Genomic DNA, 18,641 nt, shown 5'->3' with positions numbered 1-18,641 from the left:
GCTGGGGCCGTGCTGAGCCGCCTCCGGTGTGTAACGAACCCGTCGAGGGACTGGCGGGATGGCGATGAGCCGGTATGGTGGTCGATGGCTGACACGGAGAGCGAGCATCGGCGCACCGCCTCCACGTATTACGCACGGTGACCATGGCGCTGAATTCGGTGAGTGTTCCTACGGCTGGACCGAATTGTGGTGAAGGTCGTATTCAACGTTCTGCGAAGCGGTGAGCTGCCCCGCAGGCTTGTGATCTGGTCCGGTGCGACGAGGGCGGTGGGCCGAACGGCGGGAAGTCACAGACGGTGGGGTCACTCGGGGCGTCCACCACTTTTCTGGCTGCCCGCGCTATGGCACGATCGTGGAATCTTCATCCACGCTGCACATCTTCTGACAGGAGCGATAATGTCTGGTCGTAGGTTGGGCCGACTGAGCGGGTCGCTTCTCCTCCTCCTCGCTGCCGCCGCCATCGTCGGATTCAACGCCGGTCTTTACGACGGCATCGCCGATGCTTACCAGGCCACCGACATCATTTGGACCATCGGTACAGAGAGCGCTGTCGTCGACAGCGGCCGCTGAGCGGTCCCGCCGTCATCACCACCGGACGGCGGGGACCGCAGAAGCCGTAGGGAGCGACATGGCGCAGCGTGATCGCTCGCGACGTCGATCAGCAGATCGGGCCTGGTTCATCACTGGGCCGTTGGTGCTGTTCGCGGCTGTCTGTTCCCTGGTCACGGGGCTGGTGTCTGACTCGCCGTTCGGCGACTGGCTGTTGGCGGCCGCATTGCTGGTCGCCATGGTCGGCATCGGTATGCCGGTCCTCAACTTTGTCATCCGTCGGCAGTCGTTCGGCGTGACGCTGACCGAGATTCCGCTGGTCCTCGCACTCTTTCTGCTGCCTCCGCTGACTGTCGTCGTGATCTACACGGTGGCGTCCATGCTCACGCAGACGCGGCACCGGTTCGCGCCCGTCAAGTTCTGGTTCAACGTGGCCAAGGCGGCCGCTGGGACATCACTCGCCGTCCTCGTCCTCCAGGCACTGCCGCCCCTGGAGAAGGTCGAACCCGGCACCTGGCTGGGTCTGTTCGCGGCCGTCACCGCAGTGATCCTCGTCAGTCTGGTGGCCGTGGTCGGCGTACACACGCTGTTGCAGGGTTGGCAGGCGGGCCGGGACGCCCTACGCACCGCGCCCCCCGCTCTCCTCACCGCAGCGATCAACGCCTCGCTCGGTCTGATCATCCTGATCGCCGTCACCACCACGTGGTGGTCTGTGGTGCTGCTGGCCGCACTCGGTGCGGCCCTGGTGCTGGTCTACCGCTCCTACGCGGAGTTCTTCCGTCAGCACCGGACGCTGGCCGCGATGTACGACCTGACCCGCGCAATCGCGGAGCGGGGCCAGGACGGCACGCTCGTCGATGCTCTCCTGGGCCGGGTCCGAGCCCTGATGCAGGCCGAATACGCGACTCTCTGGCTGCCCGCCCAGGGCCGTCATCCCGAGGTGCTGCTCACCGCCAGGGTCGACGATTCGGGCCTGCTGGACGTCGTGCCTACGCCGGCATCCCTCCGTCAGCGGGCCGCAGACGAGGGGCGGACCCTCGCGGTGGGACGTGCCTTCGACGGAGAGTCGAACGAGCGCCAGGCGCTGAGTCAGGGCAAGGTCAAGGACGTCATCGTGGTGCCGCTCCGGTCCGGCCAAGCGGTCATCGGCACGCTGGAGGTGGCCAACCGGCTCAGCGATGTCGGTCATTTCACCCGTGGCGACATCCCCATCTTCGAGACCGTGGCGGCGCACGCGGCGGTGGCGTTGGAAAACTCCCGGCTGGTGGACCGGCTGCGGCACGACGCCTACCACGATGCGCTGACCCGGCTGCCCAACCGGCGGCGGATCACCGGAGCGCTGGACGAATCGGTCAAGATCCGTCTACCCGGTGAGGTGGTGGCGCTGCTGCTCTTCGACGTCGGCGGGCTGCGCCAGGTCAACGAGTCTCTTGGTCACGCGGCGGGGGACAAGGTCCTCGCCGAGGTCGCCAGCCGGTTGCGGGCCAGCGCGCCGTCGTCGGCTCTGGTCGGCCGGGCCGGTGGGGACGAGTTCCTGGTGACGCTGCGGTTGGAGAGCGCTGAGGCGGCGCTTGAGTTGGCCGCTCAGCTACGCGACCAGATCCGCGACGAGATGGTCTTCGACGCGCTCACTCTCGACGTGAACACCGCCGTCGGGGTGGCCGTACACCCGGATCATGGCAGCGACGCGGCGACCCTGCTGCTGCGGGTCGACCTGGCCGCCACGGCGGCCAAGTCGGTGCCGGGCAGCGTGCAGCTGTTCAACCCTGCGCTGGAGTCCCGGTCGCTGCGCCGGTTGGGTCTCGCCGGCGATCTGCGTCAGGCTCTGGACCAGGACGAGCTGGAGGTCTACTTCCAGCCGAAGGTGACCCTGCGGGACCGGCGCCTGGTCGGTGTCGAGTGCCTGGCCCGGTGGGAGCATCCGACGCACGGCACGGTCGCCCCCGAGGACTTCGTGGCGGTGGCCGAGCACACCGGCCAGCTGAGTCGGCTCACGGAGGTGGTGCTCCGCGAAGGGCTGCGCCGCAGCCGGGACTGGGCACTGGCCGATCAGCCGCTGCCCATCGCGGTGAACCTCTCGGCCCGTACGCTCACCGATCAGCACTTCCCGGACCGGGTGCAGGAGTTGTTGACCGAGTACCAGGTGCCGGCGCAGCGACTCACCCTGGAGATCACCGAGGCGGGGGTGCTGGACGGCACGGACCGGCCCATCCCGACCCTGCGGCGGCTGCGCGATCTTGGTGTCCGGCTGTCGGTGGACGACTTCGGCACCGGCGACTCGTCCCTGGCGCATCTACGCCGGCTGCCGGTGCACGAGGTGAAGGTGGACCGCTCCTTCGTGCAGGGCATGGCGACCGACCCGGGGGACCTGGCCATCGTCAACGCCGTGGTGACCCTCTCTCAGCAGTTCGGCCTGGCCGTGGTCGCCGAGGGCGTGGAGAGTGAGCTGACCCTGGAGCTTCTCCAGGACATCGGCTGTGAGATCGGGCAGGGCTTCCTGTTCAGCCGGCCGCTGCCGTACGAGCGGTTGGCCGCCTGGTTCGGTGCGCAGGTCGAGCCGGAAACGATCTCCGACGGGGTGCTTCCGCGCCTTCGTGTCGTGCCCTGAGCAGGGCGCGGACGATCACGGGGGATCCGATTTCACCTGTCGAGCCGGGCCGTGTACTCTTACTTCTGCGCGCCCCACGGGGAGATCGCGCAGGCCCCCTTAGCTCAGTCGGCAGAGCGTCTCCATGGTAAGGAGAAGGTCTACGGTTCGATTCCGTAAGGGGGCTCGAGGGTTCAGCTGGACCCATCGCAGCGGTGTAGCTCAGATGGTAGAGCAAGCGGCTCATAATCGCTGTGTCGCCGGTTCAAGTCCGGCCACCGCTACTCTCGTCTTCCGGGCTCGTTGCCGGTGGTCGTAAGAATGGGCGCTTCTGGCGCCCACTTTGCATGTCCGCGCTGTCAGCGTCTAGGCTGGCGCGTCGTAGTTGTTTCCGTTAGCGAGGAAGGCACTCCGCCGTGGCGAAGGCTACCGATGTCCGGCCGAAGATCACTTTGGCGTGTGTGGAGTGCAAGGAGCGCAACTACATCACGCGCAAGAACCGCCGCAACGACCCCGACCGCATCGAGCTGAAGAAGTTCTGCCCGCGCGACGGTCGTCACACGGTCCACCGCGAGACCCGCTGATTCGTGGCCGGCTTCGCTGCCGGCCACCGTCGAAGCGTTCCAGTCGCCGATCTGACCGGTTTGGCGCGGCTCTGCCGCTGCCTGCCGATCAGGTCGGCGATTGTGCTTTCCGTGTAGGTTCGCGGCATGCCTCTGGACCCTTCCTTCGTCGGCCGGACTTATCCGCCGACCGCCCCCTACCAGGTGGGCCGAGAAAAGATCCGTGAGTTCGCCAGCGCCATCGGCGCCACCGACCCGGCCCACCACGACCCGGAGGCCGCTCGGGCTCTGGGCCACTCCGACGTGGTGGCCCCGCCGACCTTCCCGGTGATCGTCACGATGGCCGCGAGCCAGCAGATCATCGAGGACCCGGCCCTGGGTGTCGACTATAGCCGTCTGGTGCACGGCGACCAGCGGTTCGAGTACGCCCGACCGGTGGTCGCGGGCGACGAGCTGGTCTGCGTCAACACGATCGAGGACGTCAGCACCCGGGGCGGGCACGGCTTCCTGACCACGCGCACCGACGTGAGCACCGTCGGCGGGGAACCGGTGGTCGCCGTCTGGGCCAAATACGTCGTACGCGGGGAGGCCTGAGATGGAGTTGCCAGCCAAGACGTTCCAGGTGACCCGTGCGGACCTGGTCCGCTATGCCGGCGCCTCGGGTGACTTCAACCCGATCCACTGGAGCGATCGGGTCGCCACCAAGGTGGGTCTGCCCGGGGTGATCGCCCACGGCATGTTCACCATGGCGCTGGTCGGCCGGGCGATCACCGAGTGGGCCGGGACGCCGGACGCGGTGGTCGACTACGGCGTCCGGTTCACCCGGCCGGTGGTGGTCCCGGACGACGACCAGGGGACCGAGATCGAGGTCACCGCGCGGGTGCGTGAGGTGACCGAGGACGGCCTCACCCGACTGGACGTGACCGCCACCTGCTTGGGCGAGAAGGTGCTGTCGCAGGCCCGGGCAACCATCCGGACGGCACGCTGAAACCTCCCCGCCACGCGTGGCGGGGAGACCGGTTGGGAAAGTCGGGCGGGTACCCGTACACTGGTCCGCCGTGGGGCAAGTGACCCCTGCTCGGTCGTCTGTGACCGCGTGGGGCGAGTGTTGCCGCATAGGGGTGTAGCTCAATTGGCAGAGCAGCGGTCTCCAAAACCGCAGGCTGCAGGTTCAAGTCCTGTCACCCCTGCGCCTCAGGCCTGACCGTTCCCGTGGGTCGCGCCGCCAGCATGGCGGCGTCCGGCCCGTGGTGGTGGCATCGGCGGGGTGGTTCCGAGGCAATCGGGGCCCTCCGGATGATCCACCGGCCGCGGCCCGTCGCGGGACGGTTGGGCCCGGCCGGCGTGACCAGCGCTGCGCACGCCGCCCGGCGTGCGACCCGAGATTCCGCGACGGAGGGCGAAGTGGCCGACAACAAGCGGCGCGGCGAGGACGCCGGCGACGATCGTCTGGACGACGAGGTCGTCGACGACGTAGCTGACGACGACGCCACCAGCGCGGACGAGCCGGTCTCCCGGGGAGGCACCGCGACGCGGTCGCGTGCCCGGGCGGAGTCGGCGGACAGCCGGCCGACCACGCGGTCGGAGACCGGTCGGGTGGGCGTCTTCGGCCGCATCGCCCGGTTCTTCCGCGAGGTCGTGGCCGAACTGCGTAAGGTCATCTGGCCGACGCGCAAGGAGTTGCTGACCTACACCGCCGTGGTGGTCGCGTTCGTCGCGGTGATGCTGACGATCGTGGGTGTGCTGGACTACGGCTTCGCCAAGGTCGTGCTGTTTGTCTTCGGCAACTCGAGCTGACCGGCTGCCTCCAGAGCCGATAGTGACGGAAGTGAGCGAGCGTGCCTGAGTACGACGAGACCGCCGGACCGGTGGACGAGCAGTCCACCGTCGCGACGGCGGCTGGTGACGAGTCGGTTGAGGCCGCCAGCGAGCCGGAGTTCCCAACGACCGAGCCCGCCGACGAGGACTACGACCCGGTCGCCGAGCTGCGGCAGAAGCTGCGCTACGCGCCGGGTGACTGGTACGTGGTGCACTCGTACGCCGGTTATGAGAACAAGGTCAAGACCAACCTCGAGACCCGGATCACGAGCCTCGACATGGAAGACTTCATCTACCAGGTCGAGGTGCCGACCCGGGAAGAGGTCGAGGTCAAGAACGGCAAGCGTTCCCAGATCCAGGCCAAGGTCTTCCCGGGTTACATCCTGGTCCGGATGGAGCTGACCGCCGAGTCCTACTCGTGTGTCCGCAACACCCCGGGCGTGACCGGCTTCGTCGGCGCGACCGACCGGGCCGACCGGCCCGCCCCGCTCTCCCTCGACGAGGTGCTGAAGTGGTTGGCGCCGGCCGTCGAGACCGAGCAGAAGAAGGCGAAGCCGGAGATCAAGGTCCTCGACTTCGAGGTGGGTGACTCCGTCACCGTCACCGACGGCGCGTTCGCCTCGCTGCCGGCCACGATCAGCGAGATCAACGCCGACCAGCAGAAGCTCAAGGTGCTGGTGTCGATCTTCGGTCGCGAGACGCCGGTGGAGCTCAACTTCAACCAGGTCGCCAAGATCTGACTGGTCGTCGGCGGCGGGCCCGGCCCGCCGCCGACGTCGGCGTACGCCCTCCCGCTCGACCTCGGCGGACGAGTGGGCTGCGGCCTGCGCTACTCTTGAATGTCGCCGCTGTCGCACCGCGCTGACCGTGCGCGCTCCGAGGGCGGCGACAGCCGCATTTTCCCAGCTCCAAGCCCCAGGAAGTGACATGCCTCCGAAGAAGAAGCTCGTCAAGACGTTCACGCTTCAGCTGCCGGCGGGCCAGGCCACGCCGGCGCCGCCGGTCGGCCCCGCGCTCGGCCAGCACGGCGTGAACATCATGGAGTTCTGCAAGTCCTACAACGCGCAGACCGAGTCCCAGCGGGGCGACATCGTCCCCGCCGAGATCAGCGTGTACGAGGACCGGTCCTTCACGTTCGTGCTGAAGACCCCGCCCGCTGCCCGGCTGCTGATCAAGGCCGCCGGTGTCCAGAAGGGCTCGGGCGTTCCGCAGGCCGAGAAGGTCGGCTCGGTCAGCCGCGCCCAGCTGCGTGAGATCGCCGAGAAGAAGATGGCCGACCTCAACGCCAACGACCTGGACCAGGCCGAGAAGATCATCGCCGGCACCGCCCGGTCGATGGGCATCACCGTCAACGACTGACGTCGGCCCAGGCCAACGACCCGACCGTGGGAGGGCCCGCGCCGAGCGGCCCGCCAGAGACCACAGGAGTAATCAGCAATGCAGCGCAGCAAGAGCTACCGCAAGGCCGCCGATGTCATCGACCGGTCCAAGCTCTACACCCCCGCCGAGGCCGTGAAGCTGGCCAAGGAGACCACCAACGTCAAGTTCGACGCCACGGTCGAGGTCGCCATGCGCCTCGGCGTCGACCCCCGCAAGGCGGACCAGATGGTCCGCGGCACGGTCAACCTGCCGCACGGCACCGGTAAGACCGCCCGCGTGATCGTGTTCGCCGGTGGCGCGAAGGCCGACGAGGCCACCGCGGCGGGTGCGGACGAGGTGGGCACCGACGAGCTGGTCGCCCGGATCCAGGGTGGTTGGCTCGACTTCGACGCGGCGATCGCCACGCCGGACCAGATGGCCAAGATCGGCCGGATCGCGCGGATCCTGGGCCCGCGCGGTCTCATGCCGAACCCGAAGACCGGCACGGTGACCATGGACGTCACCAAGGCGGTGCAGGACATCAAGGGCGGCAAGATCACCTTCCGGGTGGACAAGCACTCCAACCTGCACCTGATCATCGGCAAGGCCTCCTTCACGGAGAGCCAGCTGGTGGACAACTACGCGGCGGTGCTCGACGAGGTGCTGCGTGCCAAGCCGTCCGCGGCCAAGGGCAAGTACCTTCGCAAGGTCATCCTGACCACCACGATGGGCCCGGGCGTCCCGGTCGACCCGAACCTGGTGAAGAACCTCACTGAGGAGTCGGCCGAGGCCTGAGCCGACAGTTCGCTCGCACCGGGGCGCCGCCACGACCGTGGCGGCGCCCCGGTGTGTCTGAGGTGTGGGAAGCTCGACCGCATGCGGCTGGAGAACGTCTGGTTGCGGTACCACCGGCGGGGGCCGTGGGTCCTGCGGGGCGTGGACGTGCGAATCGGTCCGGGTGAGGTGGCGGTCGTTCTGGGCCGCAACGGGGTGGGCAAGTCGACCCTGCTCCAGGCGGCCGCGGGGGTGCTCCGACCGGGCCGTGGCCGGGTCACCGGCCGGCCTGCGCGGGTGGGCTGGGTGCCGGAGCGTTTCCCGGCCGACCAGCCGTTCACCGTGGCCCGCTACCTGACCGGGATGGCCCGGGTGGCGGGGCTGGGCGGCGCTGCGGCGGACGAGGCGGTGGGCTTCTGGACCGACCGGCTCGGGCTGTCCGCCTTCCGCTCGGTCCGGCTTCCGGAGCTGTCCAAGGGCACCGCGCAGAAGGTGGGCCTCGCCCAGGCGATGTTGCGCCCGCCGGGCCTGCTCGTGCTCGACGAGCCGTGGGAGGGGCTGGACGCCGCCACCCGCGAGCTGGTTCCGGAGGTGATCGCCGAGGTGCTCGCCGCCGACGGTGCGGTCCTGGTCAGCGACCACCGTGGGGAGACGGTCCGGCTGCCGGCCGCGCGCCGCTGGTTGGTTGCCGACGGTTCGTTGACCGAGGAGACGTCGCCGGCGGACGAGGCGATCGCGGTGGTCGAGGTCGCGGTGCCGGCCGCGCGGGTCGCCGGCACCGTCGCCCGGTTACGCGCCGAGGGCCACCAGGTGCTGCGGGTACGCTCCGACGCGCCATCTGCCCCGGCAGGGGAACCAGAGGCCGCGTACGGCGCCGTGGTGGCCGAACGGGCGGCGGGGGAGGTCCCGTGATCGCCCTGGTGCGGATGCGCCTGGCCGGTTTCCTGCGGACCGGGCGGGCGGTGGCACCGCTGCTCGCCGGCCTGGTCACGCTCGGCATCCTCTACGGCGGTGGCCGATCCCAGCCGGCGGAGGCGTATGGCGTCTCGGCCGTGGTGCTCTTCCCGGTCGTCGCGTGGCAGACCAAGATCCTGCTGGACGTGGAGCCGGACGTGCAGCGCCGGCTGGCGCAGACCGTGGTCGGGGTGGCCCGGGAGCGGTTCGCGGGGCTTCTCGCCGCCGGCGTAGCCGCGCTGGTCACGGTGGCCGTCGCGCTGCTCTTCCCGTGGCTGGTCGGCGGGGTCTCCGGCCCGGTCGATCCGGGGGACCGGTCGATCCCGGTCGGCCTCGCGCTGGGGGTGTGGGCGCATCTGCTCGCCGTGCCGGCCGCGGTTGCCCTCGGCGCGCTGGCCAGCCGGGCATCGGTGGGCAGCGCCGGGTACGGCGTCGCGGTGTTGGCTCTCGGTGGCGTCGGCTCGGTGGTGCTCGGCCTGGCCGACTCGGCGGCCCCGTGGCTGGCGCCGCCGATCATGGCCGTCGCCCGGACCACCGCGGGCGATGCCGCCGCGCTCACTCTGCTCGGGCTCAGTGCGTGGGCGTTGGCCTGGAGCGCCACCGCGCTCGGCGGGTACCTGTTGCGGCGGCGGGCCCAGGGCTGACCGACGCGGGGGCTACCCGCAAACGGTGGCCCGGCCCACACGGTCCCGATTTGGCGCAGGTCGGGGCGTCGCGTACTCTTCAACCGTCATCCGTGTTCTCATGGATGAGGAACCACCCAGAGACCGCTGGTCACCGTGCTTCGGCACGGTCGAAGGCCCCGCGATGACGGGCGACCCGCGTAGGGCGGCAAGCGTAACTCGGCAGTGAGCATGGTCCGCCGACCGTGACGATCTGCTGGCCCTCGCCCCGTGCGCCCTGCGCCGGGGCTTTTCTCGTTGTCGTGCTGCCTCCGCTCCTGTCCCGGCTTCGGCTGTGACGGGGACCAGCCTCGAGTAACGAGAGAGGAGGGACATGGCGGACAAGCCGATCCGGGCCGACAAGGCCACGGCCGTCGCTGAGCTGACCGAGAGCTTCCGCAGCTCGGGCGCCACCGTGCTGACCGAGTACCGCGGTCTGACGGTTTCCCAGCTCACCCAGCTTCGGCGCTCGCTCGGCGCCGACACCAGCTACACGGTCGCGAAGAACACGTTGGCGAAGCGTGCTGCGACGGACGCGGGCATCACCGGCCTCGACGAGCTGTTCACCGGTCCTACCGCGCTGACTTTCGTTTCGGGCGACGTCGTCGAGGCGGCGAAGGGGCTTCGCGACTTCGCGAAGGCCAACCCGAAGCTCGTCATCAAGGGCGGTGTCTTCGAGGGCAAGGCCATTTCCGCGGCCGAGGTCACGAAGCTCGCCGACCTGGAGTCCCGCGAGGTGCTGCTGGCCAAGCTGGCCGGCGCGATGAAGGGCAACCTGAGCAAGGCCGCGGCCCTGTTCCAGGCCCCGCTGTCGAAGACCGCCCGTCTGGCGGCTGCCCTGCAGGACAAGCGCGAGAAGGAGGGCGCCGAGGCGGCCTGAGGCCCCCACGGCGCACCAGTTCTTACTTAACAGAACCAGGAAAGGACGCCAGACATGGCGAAGCTCAGCACCGACGAGCTGCTTGACGCGTTCAAGGAGATGACGCTGATCGAGCTCTCTGAGTTCGTGAAGCAGTTCGAGACGACCTTCGAGGTCACCGCTGCCGCTCCGGTCGCGGTTGCCGCGGCCGGCGGTGCCGCCGGTGGCGCTGCCGCTCCGGCCGTGGAGGAGCAGGACGAGTTCGACGTCATCCTCGAGGCTGACGGCGGCAAGAAGATCCAGGTCATCAAGGTCGTGCGCGAGCTGACCGGCCTGGGCCTCAAGGAGGCCAAGGACGCGGTCGAGTCCGCGCCGAAGGCCATCCTGGAGAAGGTCAACAAGGAGACCGCCGACAAGGCGAAGGCCAAGCTCGAGGGCGAGGGCGCCAAGGTCACCCTCAAGTGACCTGACGTTCCACCAGCGCGTACCCGGCTCGTGAGCCGGGACACGAATCGCGTCGCGGCGGGCGGTGATCCGACACGGATCGCCGCCCGCCGTGTTGGTGGATCCAGCGCCGACCGGTCCTGAGCTGGGCTCCGACGACCGGCGCCGTTGGCCCGAACGAGCATGGTGGGTCGCCCTCCAGTGGGAAAGAAGCGGCGACCCGGATACCGGCCCTTGACGTGGCCCCGGGCTGCCAGGCACGCTGACACCAGCAAGACACCGCGCTTGCGACGGCTACGACGTGGGTATGACAGCGGCGGCACCATCGGCCGTTGCAACCCGAGCGGCCCAGTGGGGACGTTGCGTTCTGAGCGGCCCGGCAGCCCCCGGTTTACGGGGGGCCGAGGCACGTTCCGCAAACGACCTGCAGGGTGGGCTGGACAGCGGTTAGCCTCTCGGCTACACTGCTAGTTTGCGCTGCCTTCCGACTAGACCCCTGCTCGGAAATGTCCGTTTACGGATATTTCTGGTGGGGTCATTGGAGTGCACGCGTACCAGCCGTTCTGCAGCACCGGTCCTCGGAAGGACGCATCTTGGCAGCTTCCCGCCCTGCGAAGACCAGTCGTACGTCGAGCGCATTCGCTCCCCGCCGAGTTTCATTCGGCAGGATCACCGAACACCTCGAGGTCCCCAACCTCCTTGCCATCCAGAACGAGTCCTTTGACTGGCTCGTCGGCAACGAGGCTTGGCAGGGCCGGTCGGCGGACGACCCGCACGCACGCTCGGGTCTCGCGGAGATCCTTGAAGAGATCAGTCCCATTGAGGACTTCTCCGGCACCATGTCGCTCTCCTTCTCGGCGCCGCGCTTCGACGAGGTCAAGGCCTCGATCGAGGAGTGCAAGGAGAAGGACCTGACCTACTGCGCTCCGCTCTTCGTGACCGCGGAGTTCACCAACAACACCACTGGCGAGATCAAGAGCCAGACGGTGTTCATGGGTGACTTCCCGATGATGACGCCCAAGGGCACCTTCGTCATCAACGGCACCGAGCGCGTCGTGGTCAGCCAGCTCGTCCGGTCCCCGGGCGTGTACTTCGACAAGCAGCCGGACAAGACCTCCGACCGCGACCTCTCCAGCGTCAAGGTCATCCCGAGCCGGGGTGCCTGGCTGGAGTTTGACATCGACAAGCGCGACACGGTCGGCGTACGCATCGACCGCAAGCGTCGGCAGGCCGTCACGGTCCTGCTCAAGGCCATCGGTTGGTCGGCCGAGCGGATCCGTGAGCGGTTCGGTTGGTCCGAGCTCATGATGACCACGCTCGAGAAGGACCACATCGCCGGCCAGGACGAGGCCCTGCTAGACATCTACCGCAAGCTGCGCCCTGGCGAGCCGCCGACGCGCGAGAACGCCCAGACCCTGCTCGACAACCTCTTCTTCAACCCGAAGCGGTACGACGTCGCCAAGGTCGGGCGCTACAAGTTCAACAAGAAGCTCGAAGTCAACGTGCCGATCACCACGGGCACGCTGACCGAGGACGACATCGTTGCCACCGTGGAGTACCTCTGCCGGCTGCACGCCGGTGAGGACGGCTACGAGGCCGACGACATCGACCACTTCGGCAACCGGCGCCTGCGCACCGTGGGTGAGCTGATCCAGAACCAGGTTCGGGTCGGCCTCTCCCGCATGGAGCGGGTCGTCCGTGAGCGGATGACCACGCAGGACGTCGAGGCGATCACCCCGCAGACCCTGATCAACATCCGCCCGGTGGTGGCGGCGATCAAGGAGTTCTTCGGGACGTCGCAGCTGTCCCAGTTCATGGACCAGACCAACCCGCTGGCGGGTCTGACCCACCGGCGTCGGCTGAGCGCGCTCGGCCCGGGTGGTCTGTCCCGGGAGCGGGCCGGCTTCGAGGTCCGCGACGTGCACCCGTCCCACTACGGCCGGATGTGCCCGATCGAGACGCCGGAAGGCCCGAACATCGGTCTGATCGGCGCGCTGTCCACCTTCGCCCGGGTCAACCCGTTCGGCTTCATCGAGACGCCGTACCGGAAGGTCGTCGAGGGTCGGGTCACCGACCAGATCGACTACCTGACCGCGGACGAGGAGGACCGGTTCGTCAAGGCCCAGGCCAACGCGCCGCTGAAGGCTGACGGCACGTTCGCCGAGGACCGGGTGCTCTGCCGCCGTAAGGGCGGCGAGACCGAGGACGTCGTCCCCGGTGCCGTCGACTACATGGACGTCTCGCCCCGGCAGATGACCTCGGTCGCGACCGCCATGATCCCGTTCCTCGAGCACGACGACGCCAACCGGGCACTGATGGGCGCGAACATGCAGCGCCAGGCGGTGCCGCTGGTCAAGGCCGAGGCGCCGCTCGTGGGTACGGGCATGGAATACCGGGCCGCGGTCGACGCTGGCGACGTGGTGGTCGCCGAGGTCGGCGGTGTGATCGAGGATCTCTGCGCCGACTACGTCACCATCCACCAGGATGACGGCCACCGCCGGACGTACCTGCTGCACAAGTTCCGCCGCTCCAACGCCGGCTCCTGCGTCAACCAGAAGCCGGTGGTCTTCGAGGGCGACCGCGTCGAGGCCGGTCAGGTCATCGCCGACGGGCCGTGCACCGACGAGGGCGAGATGGCACTCGGGCGCAACCTGCTCGTGGCCTTCATGACCTGGGAGGGGCACAACTACGAGGACGCGATCATCCTGTCGCAGCGCCTCGTGCAGCAGGACGTGCTCACCTCGATCCACATCGAGGAGCACGAGGTCGACGCTCGGGACACCAAGCTCGGCCCGGAGGAGATCACCCGCGACATCCCGAACGTCAGCGAGGAAATGCTCGCTGACCTCGACGAGCGCGGCATCATCCGGATCGGTGCCGAGGTCGTCCCCGGTGACATCCTGGTCGGCAAGGTCACGCCCAAGGGTGAGACCGAGCTGACCCCGGAGGAGCGACTGCTCCGCGCGATCTTCGGTGAGAAGGCGCGCGAGGTTCGGGACACCTCGCTGAAGGTGCCGCACGGCGAGACCGGCACGGTCATCGGTGTGCGCACGTTCTCCCGCGAGGACGGCGACGAGTTGCCGCCGGGTGTCAACGAGCTGGTCCGGGTCTACGTCGCCCAGAAGCGCAAGATCCAGGACGGCGACAAGCTCGCCGGCCGGCACGGCAACAAGGGCGTCATCTCGAAGATCCTGCCGATCGAGGACATGCCGTTCCTGGAGGACGGCACCCCGGTCGACATCGTGCTCAACCCGCTGGGTGTGCCGAGCCGGATGAACATCGGCCAGGTGCTGGAGACCCACCTCGGTTGGGTCGCCAAGACCGGTTGGAAGGTCGAGGGCGACGACGCGGCCTGGAAGAAGCAGCTGCGTTCGATCGACGCGCACGAGTCCGAGGGGGACACGAACGTGGCCACCCCGGTCTTCGACGGTGCGCGTGAGGAGGAGATCGCCGGTCTGCTCTCGTCGACCCTGCCCAACCGGGACGGCAACCAGCTGATCGGTTCCAGCGGCAAGGCGCAGCTGTTCGACGGTCGTTCCGGTGAGCCGCTGCCGGACCCGATCGCGGTCGGCTACATCTACATCCTGAAGCTCAACCACCTGGTCGACGACAAGATCCACGCTCGGTCGACCGGCCCGTACTCGATGATCACGCAGCAGCCGCTGGGTGGTAAGGCGCAGTTCGGTGGTCAGCGTTTCGGTGAGATGGAGTGCTGGGCGATGCAGGCGTACGGCGCCGCGTACGCCCTGCAGGAGCTGCTCACGATCAAGTCCGACGACGTGCTCGGCCGGGTGAAGGTCTACGAGGCCATCGTCAAGGGCGAGAACATCCCGGAGCCGGGCATCCCGGAGTCGTTCAAGGTGCTGCTCAAGGAGCTGCAGTCGCTGTGCCTCAACGTTGAGGTGCTCTCCAGCGACGGTGTGGCCCTGGAAATGCGCGAGACCGACGACGAGGTGTTCCGGGCCGCTGAGGAGCTGGGCATCGACCTGTCCCGGCGCGAGCCGAGCTCGGTCGAAGAGGTCTGAGGTGAGCGGTCGGGGGCCGGTTCGCCGGCCCCCGACCTCGCCCGAGAATTAGCAGTACAGACGACGACATAGGGGACATAGTGCTCGACGTCAACTTCTTCGACGAGCTGCGCATTGGTCTCGCCACCGCCGACGACATCCGTCAGTGGTCGCACGGCGAGGTCAAGAAGCCTGAGACGATCAACTACCGCACCCTGAAGCCGGAGAAGGACGGGCTCTTCTGCGAGAAGATCTTTGGTCCGCAGCGCGACTGGGAGTGCTACTGCGGTAAGTACAAGCGCGTTCGGTTCAAGGGCATCATCTGTGAGCGCTGCGGCGTCGAGGTGACTCGCTCCAAGGTCCGTCGTGAGCGGATGGGGCACATCGAGCTCGCTGCTCCGGTGACCCACATCTGGTACTTCAAGGGCGTTCCGAGCCGGCTGGGTTACCTGCTGGACCTCGCCCCCAAGGACCTCGAGAAGATCATCTACTTCGCCTCGTACGTCGTGACGAGCGTGGACGCGGAGTCGCGTCACCGTGACCTCTCGACGATCGAGAACGAGATCCTGGCCGAGAAGCGGCAGTCCGAGAACAGCCGCGACTCGGAGATCGAGAAGCGGGCCGCCAAGCTCGAGGCCGACCTGGCCGAGCTGGAGGCCGAGGGTGCCAAGGCGGACGTCCGGCGCAAGGTCAAGGAGGGCGGAGAGCGCGAGATGCGCCAGATCCGCGACCGGGCCCAGCGCGAGATCGACCGCCTGGACGAGGTGCTGGACACCTTCCGCAAGCTGGAGCCGAAGCAGCTGGTCACCGACGAGCTGCTCTACCGCGAGCTGCGCGACCGGTTCGGTGAGTACTTCACCGGTTCCATGGGCGCCGAGGCGATCAAGGCGTTGGTCCAGAACATGGACCTCGACGCCGAGGCCGAGAGCCTGCGGGAGACCATCCGGTCCGGCAAGGGCCAGCGGAAGATCCGGGCGCTCAAGCGGCTCAAGGTCGTGGCGGCGTTCCTGAACACCCGCAACTCGCCGCTCGGCATGGTGCTGGACTGCGTCCCGGTCATCCCACCGGACCTGCGCCCGATGGTGCAGCTCGACGGTGGCCGGTTCGCGACCTCGGACCTGAACGACCTGTACCGCCGCGTGATCAACCGGAACAACCGCCTCAAGCGGCTGATCGACCTCGGCGCGCCCGAGATCATCGTCAACAACGAGAAGCGGATGCTCCAGGAGGCCGTCGACGCACTGTTCGACAACGGCCGTCGCGGCCGGCCGGTCACCGGTCCGGGTAACCGCCCGCTCAAGTCGCTGTCCGACATGCTCAAGGGCAAGCAGGGCCGGTTCCGCCAGAACCTGCTGGGCAAGCGCGTCGACTACTCCGGCCGTTCGGTCATCGTGGTCGGCCCGAAGCTCAAGCTGCACCAGTGCGGCCTGCCCAAGCAGATGGCGCTGGAGCTGTTCAAGCCGTTCGTCATGAAGCGGCTGGTCGACCTCAACCACGCGCAGAACATCAAGTCCGCCAAGCGGATGGTCGAGCGTCAGCGCCCGGTCGTGTGGGACGTGCTGGAAGAGGTCATCGGCGAGCACCCGGTGCTGCTCAACCGGGCGCCGACCCTGCACCGCCTGGGCATCCAGGCCTTCGAGCCGCAGCTGGTCGAGGGCAAGGCGATCCAGATCCACCCGCTGGTCTGCACCGCGTTCAACGCCGACTTCGACGGTGACCAGATGGCGGTGCACGTGCCGCTGTCCGCTGAGGCTCAGGCCGAGGCGCGGATCCTGATGCTGTCGTCGAACAACATCCTCAAGCCGGCCGACGGCAAGCCGGTCACCATGCCCACCCAGGACATGGTCATCGGTCTCTACCACCTCACCCACCTCACCGCCGGTGAGAAGGGCGAGGGCCGGGCGTTCAGCTCGGACGCCGAGGCGCGGATGGCCTTCGACAACGGCGAGCTGCACCTGCAGGCGCCGGTGAAGATCCGCCTGCGTGGCGTGATCGGGGTCGACAACGGCGCCGGCTCCGAGGCGTGGACCGCCCCGGAGGGCTGGGTCGAGGGTGACGCGCTGACCGTGGAGACCACCCTGGGTCGGGTGCTGTTCAACGAGACGCTGCCGCAGGGCTACCGCTTCGTGAACTACGAGATCCGCAAGGGTCAGCTCTCCGCGATCGTCAACGACCTCGCCGAGCGCTTCCCCAAGGTGGCGCTGGCCGCCACCCTGGACGGGCTCAAGGAGGCCGGTTTCCACTGGGCCACCTGGTCCGGCGTGACGATCGGCATGGAGGACGTCATCGCGCCGCCGCGCAAGGCGGAGATCCTGGCGAAGTACGAGAAGGAAGCCGACCGGATCGACAAGCAGTACCAGCGTGGTCTGATGACCGCCGAGGAGCGTCGCGGCGAGCTCATCGAGATCTGGACCAAGGCGACCAACGAGGTCGCCAAGGAGATGGACACCGCGCTGCCGCAGGAGAACCCACTGTGGAAGATGATCCACTCGGGTGCCCGCGGTAACCTGCTCCAGCTCCGGCAGATCGCGGCGATCCGTGGTCTGGTGGCCAACCCGAAGGGCGAGATCATCCCGCGGCCGATCAAGGCCAGCTACCGGGAGGGTCTGTCCGTGCTGGAGTACTTCATCTCCACGCACGGTGCCCGTAAGGGTCTCGCCGACACCGCGCTGCGGACCGCCGACTCGGGTTACCTGACCCGTCGTCTGGTGGACGTCTCCCAGGACGTCATCATCCGCGAAGAGGACTGCGGCACCGACCGGGCGATCCCGATGCAGATCGGCGAGAAGCTGGACGGCAAGCTCGTCGTCCACACCCACGCCGAGACCAGCGTGCACGCCCGGACCCTGGCCGACGACATCAAGGGGCCGGACGGCACCGTGGTGGCCGAGCGCGGTCAGGACATCAACTCCATCGGCGTCGACAAGATCGTCGCCGCTGGCGTGGAGACGGTCCGGGTGCGCAGCGTGCTCACCTGCGAGTCGAAGCTGGGCGTCTGCGCGGCCTGCTACGGCCGGTCGCTGCCGACCGGTAAGTCGGTCGACATCGGTGAGGCGGTCGGCATCATCGCCGCCCAGTCCATCGGTGAGCCCGGTACGCAGCTGACGATGCGTACCTTCCACACCGGTGGTGTCGCGGGTGAGGACATCACCCAGGGTCTGCCGCGTGTCCAGGAGATCTTCGAGGCTCGGGTCCCGAAGGGTAAGGCGCCTATCGCCGACACCCCCGGCCGGATCCGGATCGAGGACGGCGAGCGCTCGCGGAAGATCATCGTTGTTCCGGACGACGGCAGCGAAGAGATCGTCTACGACAAGATCTCGAAGCGGGTCAAGCTCCGGACCCACGACGGCGGCCACGTCGCGGTCGGCGAGAAGCTCACCGAGGGCACCATCGACCCGCACGAGTTGCTGCGGATCATGGGTCCGCGGGCGGTCCAGGTCCACCTGACCAGTGAGGTTCAGGAGGTCTACCGCTCGCAGGGTGTGCTCATCCACGACAAGCACATCGAGATCATCATCCGCCAGATGCTCAAGCGGGTGACGGTCATCGACTCCGGTTCGACCGAGTTCCTGCCGGGTGTGCTCGTCGACCGGGCGCTGTTCGAGTCGGAGAACCGCCGACTCGTCTCGGAGGGCGGCGAGCCTGCCGCCGGTCGTCCGGTGCTGATGGGTATCACCAAGGCCTCGCTGGCCACCGACTCCTGGCTCTCCGCGGCCTCCTTCCAGGAGACCACCCGGGTGCTGACCGACGCTGCGATCAACTCGCGCAGCGACTCGCTGGTCGGCCTCAAGGAGAACGTGATCATCGGTAAGCTCATCCCGGCCGGTACGGGCATCAGCAAGTACCGCAACGTCCGGGTGGAGCCGACCGAGGAGGCCAAGGCCAAGGTCTACTCGATGACCGGGTACCCGGAGACCGACTACGGTTTCGGGCCGGCCAGCGGGCAGGCTGTGCCGCTGGACGACTTCGACTTCGGGTCGTATCGCTAAGCACTCAGCACACGACGAGGCCCCCGGCACCCGCCGGGGGCCTCGTCGTGTCTGGACCGACCCGGTCCCGGTCCGAGTT

The 18,641-nt window shown here is 68.2% G+C and carries 15 protein-coding genes and 3 tRNA genes; all 18 read left to right on the top strand.

Going from position 1 to position 18,641, the window contains the following annotated elements; translation table 11 throughout:
- Positions 1-411 precede the first annotated feature (411 nt).
- The 18 genes from ACQEUX_RS24055 (at position 412) to ACQEUX_RS23970 (ending at position 18,562) form a co-directional block, all read left to right on the top strand.
- Positions 412-570, top strand: coding sequence for a hypothetical protein (locus tag ACQEUX_RS24055; protein WP_433052458.1), 159 nt, complete (start codon positions 412-414; stop codon positions 568-570).
- Between the two features lie 58 nt (positions 571-628).
- The gene (locus ACQEUX_RS24050; protein ID WP_433052455.1) at positions 629-3,157 is read left to right on the top strand and encodes a putative bifunctional diguanylate cyclase/phosphodiesterase; all 2,529 of its coding nucleotides are present in this window, start codon (positions 629-631) and stop codon (positions 3,155-3,157) included.
- Between the two features lie 93 nt (positions 3,158-3,250).
- Positions 3,251-3,323 (top strand) — tRNA-Thr (locus ACQEUX_RS24045).
- A gap of 24 nt (positions 3,324-3,347) precedes the next feature.
- Positions 3,348-3,420 (top strand) — tRNA-Met (locus ACQEUX_RS24040).
- A 132-nt stretch (positions 3,421-3,552) separates the two neighbouring features.
- Positions 3,553-3,720: a 50S ribosomal protein L33 gene (rpmG, locus tag ACQEUX_RS24035; protein WP_007073056.1), complete on the top strand. Its 168-nt coding sequence runs from the start codon at positions 3,553-3,555 to the stop codon at positions 3,718-3,720.
- Between the two features lie 126 nt (positions 3,721-3,846).
- The gene (locus ACQEUX_RS24030) at positions 3,847-4,293 is read left to right on the top strand and encodes an FAS1-like dehydratase domain-containing protein (RefSeq protein WP_433052451.1); all 447 of its coding nucleotides are present in this window, start codon (positions 3,847-3,849) and stop codon (positions 4,291-4,293) included.
- 1 nt (position 4,294) lies between these two features.
- Positions 4,295-4,687 carry a MaoC family dehydratase gene (locus tag ACQEUX_RS24025; RefSeq protein WP_433052448.1) on the top strand — a complete coding sequence of 131 codons (393 nt, stop codon included), beginning with the start codon at positions 4,295-4,297 and terminating at the stop codon, positions 4,685-4,687.
- 129 nt (positions 4,688-4,816) lie between these two features.
- Positions 4,817-4,889 (top strand) — tRNA-Trp (locus tag ACQEUX_RS24020).
- Positions 4,890-5,103: 214 nt separating this feature from the next.
- Positions 5,104-5,496 (top strand): preprotein translocase subunit SecE, encoded by a 393-nt coding sequence (gene secE, locus ACQEUX_RS24015; RefSeq protein WP_089018931.1) that lies wholly within the window; start codon positions 5,104-5,106, stop codon positions 5,494-5,496.
- A 41-nt stretch (positions 5,497-5,537) separates the two neighbouring features.
- The gene (nusG, locus tag ACQEUX_RS24010) at positions 5,538-6,257 is read left to right on the top strand and encodes a transcription termination/antitermination protein NusG (RefSeq protein ID WP_433052445.1); all 720 of its coding nucleotides are present in this window, start codon (positions 5,538-5,540) and stop codon (positions 6,255-6,257) included.
- 187 nt (positions 6,258-6,444) lie between these two features.
- Positions 6,445-6,876 carry a 50S ribosomal protein L11 gene (gene rplK, locus ACQEUX_RS24005; protein WP_203174332.1) on the top strand — a complete coding sequence of 144 codons (432 nt, stop codon included), beginning with the start codon at positions 6,445-6,447 and terminating at the stop codon, positions 6,874-6,876.
- Positions 6,877-6,954: 78 nt separating this feature from the next.
- Positions 6,955-7,671, top strand: coding sequence for a 50S ribosomal protein L1 (rplA, locus tag ACQEUX_RS24000; protein WP_433052442.1), 717 nt, complete (start codon positions 6,955-6,957; stop codon positions 7,669-7,671).
- 81 nt (positions 7,672-7,752) lie between these two features.
- Positions 7,753-8,562 carry an ABC transporter ATP-binding protein gene (locus ACQEUX_RS23995; protein ID WP_433052439.1) on the top strand — a complete coding sequence of 270 codons (810 nt, stop codon included), beginning with the start codon at positions 7,753-7,755 and terminating at the stop codon, positions 8,560-8,562.
- Entirely contained in the window at positions 8,559-9,248 is a 690-nt protein-coding gene (locus tag ACQEUX_RS23990) for a hypothetical protein (RefSeq protein WP_433052436.1), read from the top strand. Before ACQEUX_RS23995 ends, ACQEUX_RS23990 begins: the two co-directional genes overlap by 4 nt.
- A 352-nt stretch (positions 9,249-9,600) precedes the next feature.
- Positions 9,601-10,146 carry a 50S ribosomal protein L10 gene (gene rplJ, locus ACQEUX_RS23985; RefSeq protein ID WP_030329872.1) on the top strand — a complete coding sequence of 182 codons (546 nt, stop codon included), beginning with the start codon at positions 9,601-9,603 and terminating at the stop codon, positions 10,144-10,146.
- A 54-nt stretch (positions 10,147-10,200) separates the two neighbouring features.
- The gene (gene rplL / locus ACQEUX_RS23980) at positions 10,201-10,590 is read left to right on the top strand and encodes a 50S ribosomal protein L7/L12 (RefSeq protein ID WP_433052433.1); all 390 of its coding nucleotides are present in this window, start codon (positions 10,201-10,203) and stop codon (positions 10,588-10,590) included.
- Positions 10,591-11,162: 572 nt separating this feature from the next.
- A complete protein-coding gene (locus tag ACQEUX_RS23975) occupies positions 11,163-14,594 on the top strand; it encodes a DNA-directed RNA polymerase subunit beta (RefSeq protein WP_433052430.1) in 3,432 nt (1,143 codons plus the stop codon).
- Between the two features lie 80 nt (positions 14,595-14,674).
- A complete protein-coding gene (locus tag ACQEUX_RS23970; protein WP_433052427.1) occupies positions 14,675-18,562 on the top strand; it encodes a DNA-directed RNA polymerase subunit beta' in 3,888 nt (1,295 codons plus the stop codon).
- The last annotated feature ends 79 nt before the right edge of the window (positions 18,563-18,641 follow it).

It is taken from the genome of Micromonospora sp. CA-259024 (assembly GCF_050936255.1).
Taxonomy (GTDB): domain Bacteria; phylum Actinomycetota; class Actinomycetes; order Mycobacteriales; family Micromonosporaceae; genus Micromonospora.
Note: the sequence above shows the minus strand (reverse complement) of the source record. Positions and strands in the feature narration are given on the sequence as shown.

Excerpts from the sequence above, each read along its gene's own strand:
- ACQEUX_RS24050 (WP_433052455.1), top strand. The coding sequence starts at position 629 with ATGGCGCAGCGTGATCGCTCGCGACGTCGATCAGCAGATCGGGCCTGG.
- ACQEUX_RS24025 (WP_433052448.1), top strand. The coding sequence starts at position 4,295 with ATGGAGTTGCCAGCCAAGACGTTCCAGGTGACCCGTGCGGACCTGGTC.
- rplJ (WP_030329872.1), top strand. The coding sequence starts at position 9,601 with ATGGCGGACAAGCCGATCCGGGCCGACAAGGCCACGGCCGTCGCTGAG.
- ACQEUX_RS24030 (WP_433052451.1), top strand. The coding sequence starts at position 3,847 with ATGCCTCTGGACCCTTCCTTCGTCGGCCGGACTTATCCGCCGACCGCC.
- ACQEUX_RS23995 (WP_433052439.1), top strand. The coding sequence starts at position 7,753 with ATGCGGCTGGAGAACGTCTGGTTGCGGTACCACCGGCGGGGGCCGTGG.
- rplK (WP_203174332.1), top strand. The coding sequence starts at position 6,445 with ATGCCTCCGAAGAAGAAGCTCGTCAAGACGTTCACGCTTCAGCTGCCG.
- rplL (WP_433052433.1), top strand. The coding sequence starts at position 10,201 with ATGGCGAAGCTCAGCACCGACGAGCTGCTTGACGCGTTCAAGGAGATG.
- rplA (WP_433052442.1), top strand. The coding sequence starts at position 6,955 with ATGCAGCGCAGCAAGAGCTACCGCAAGGCCGCCGATGTCATCGACCGG.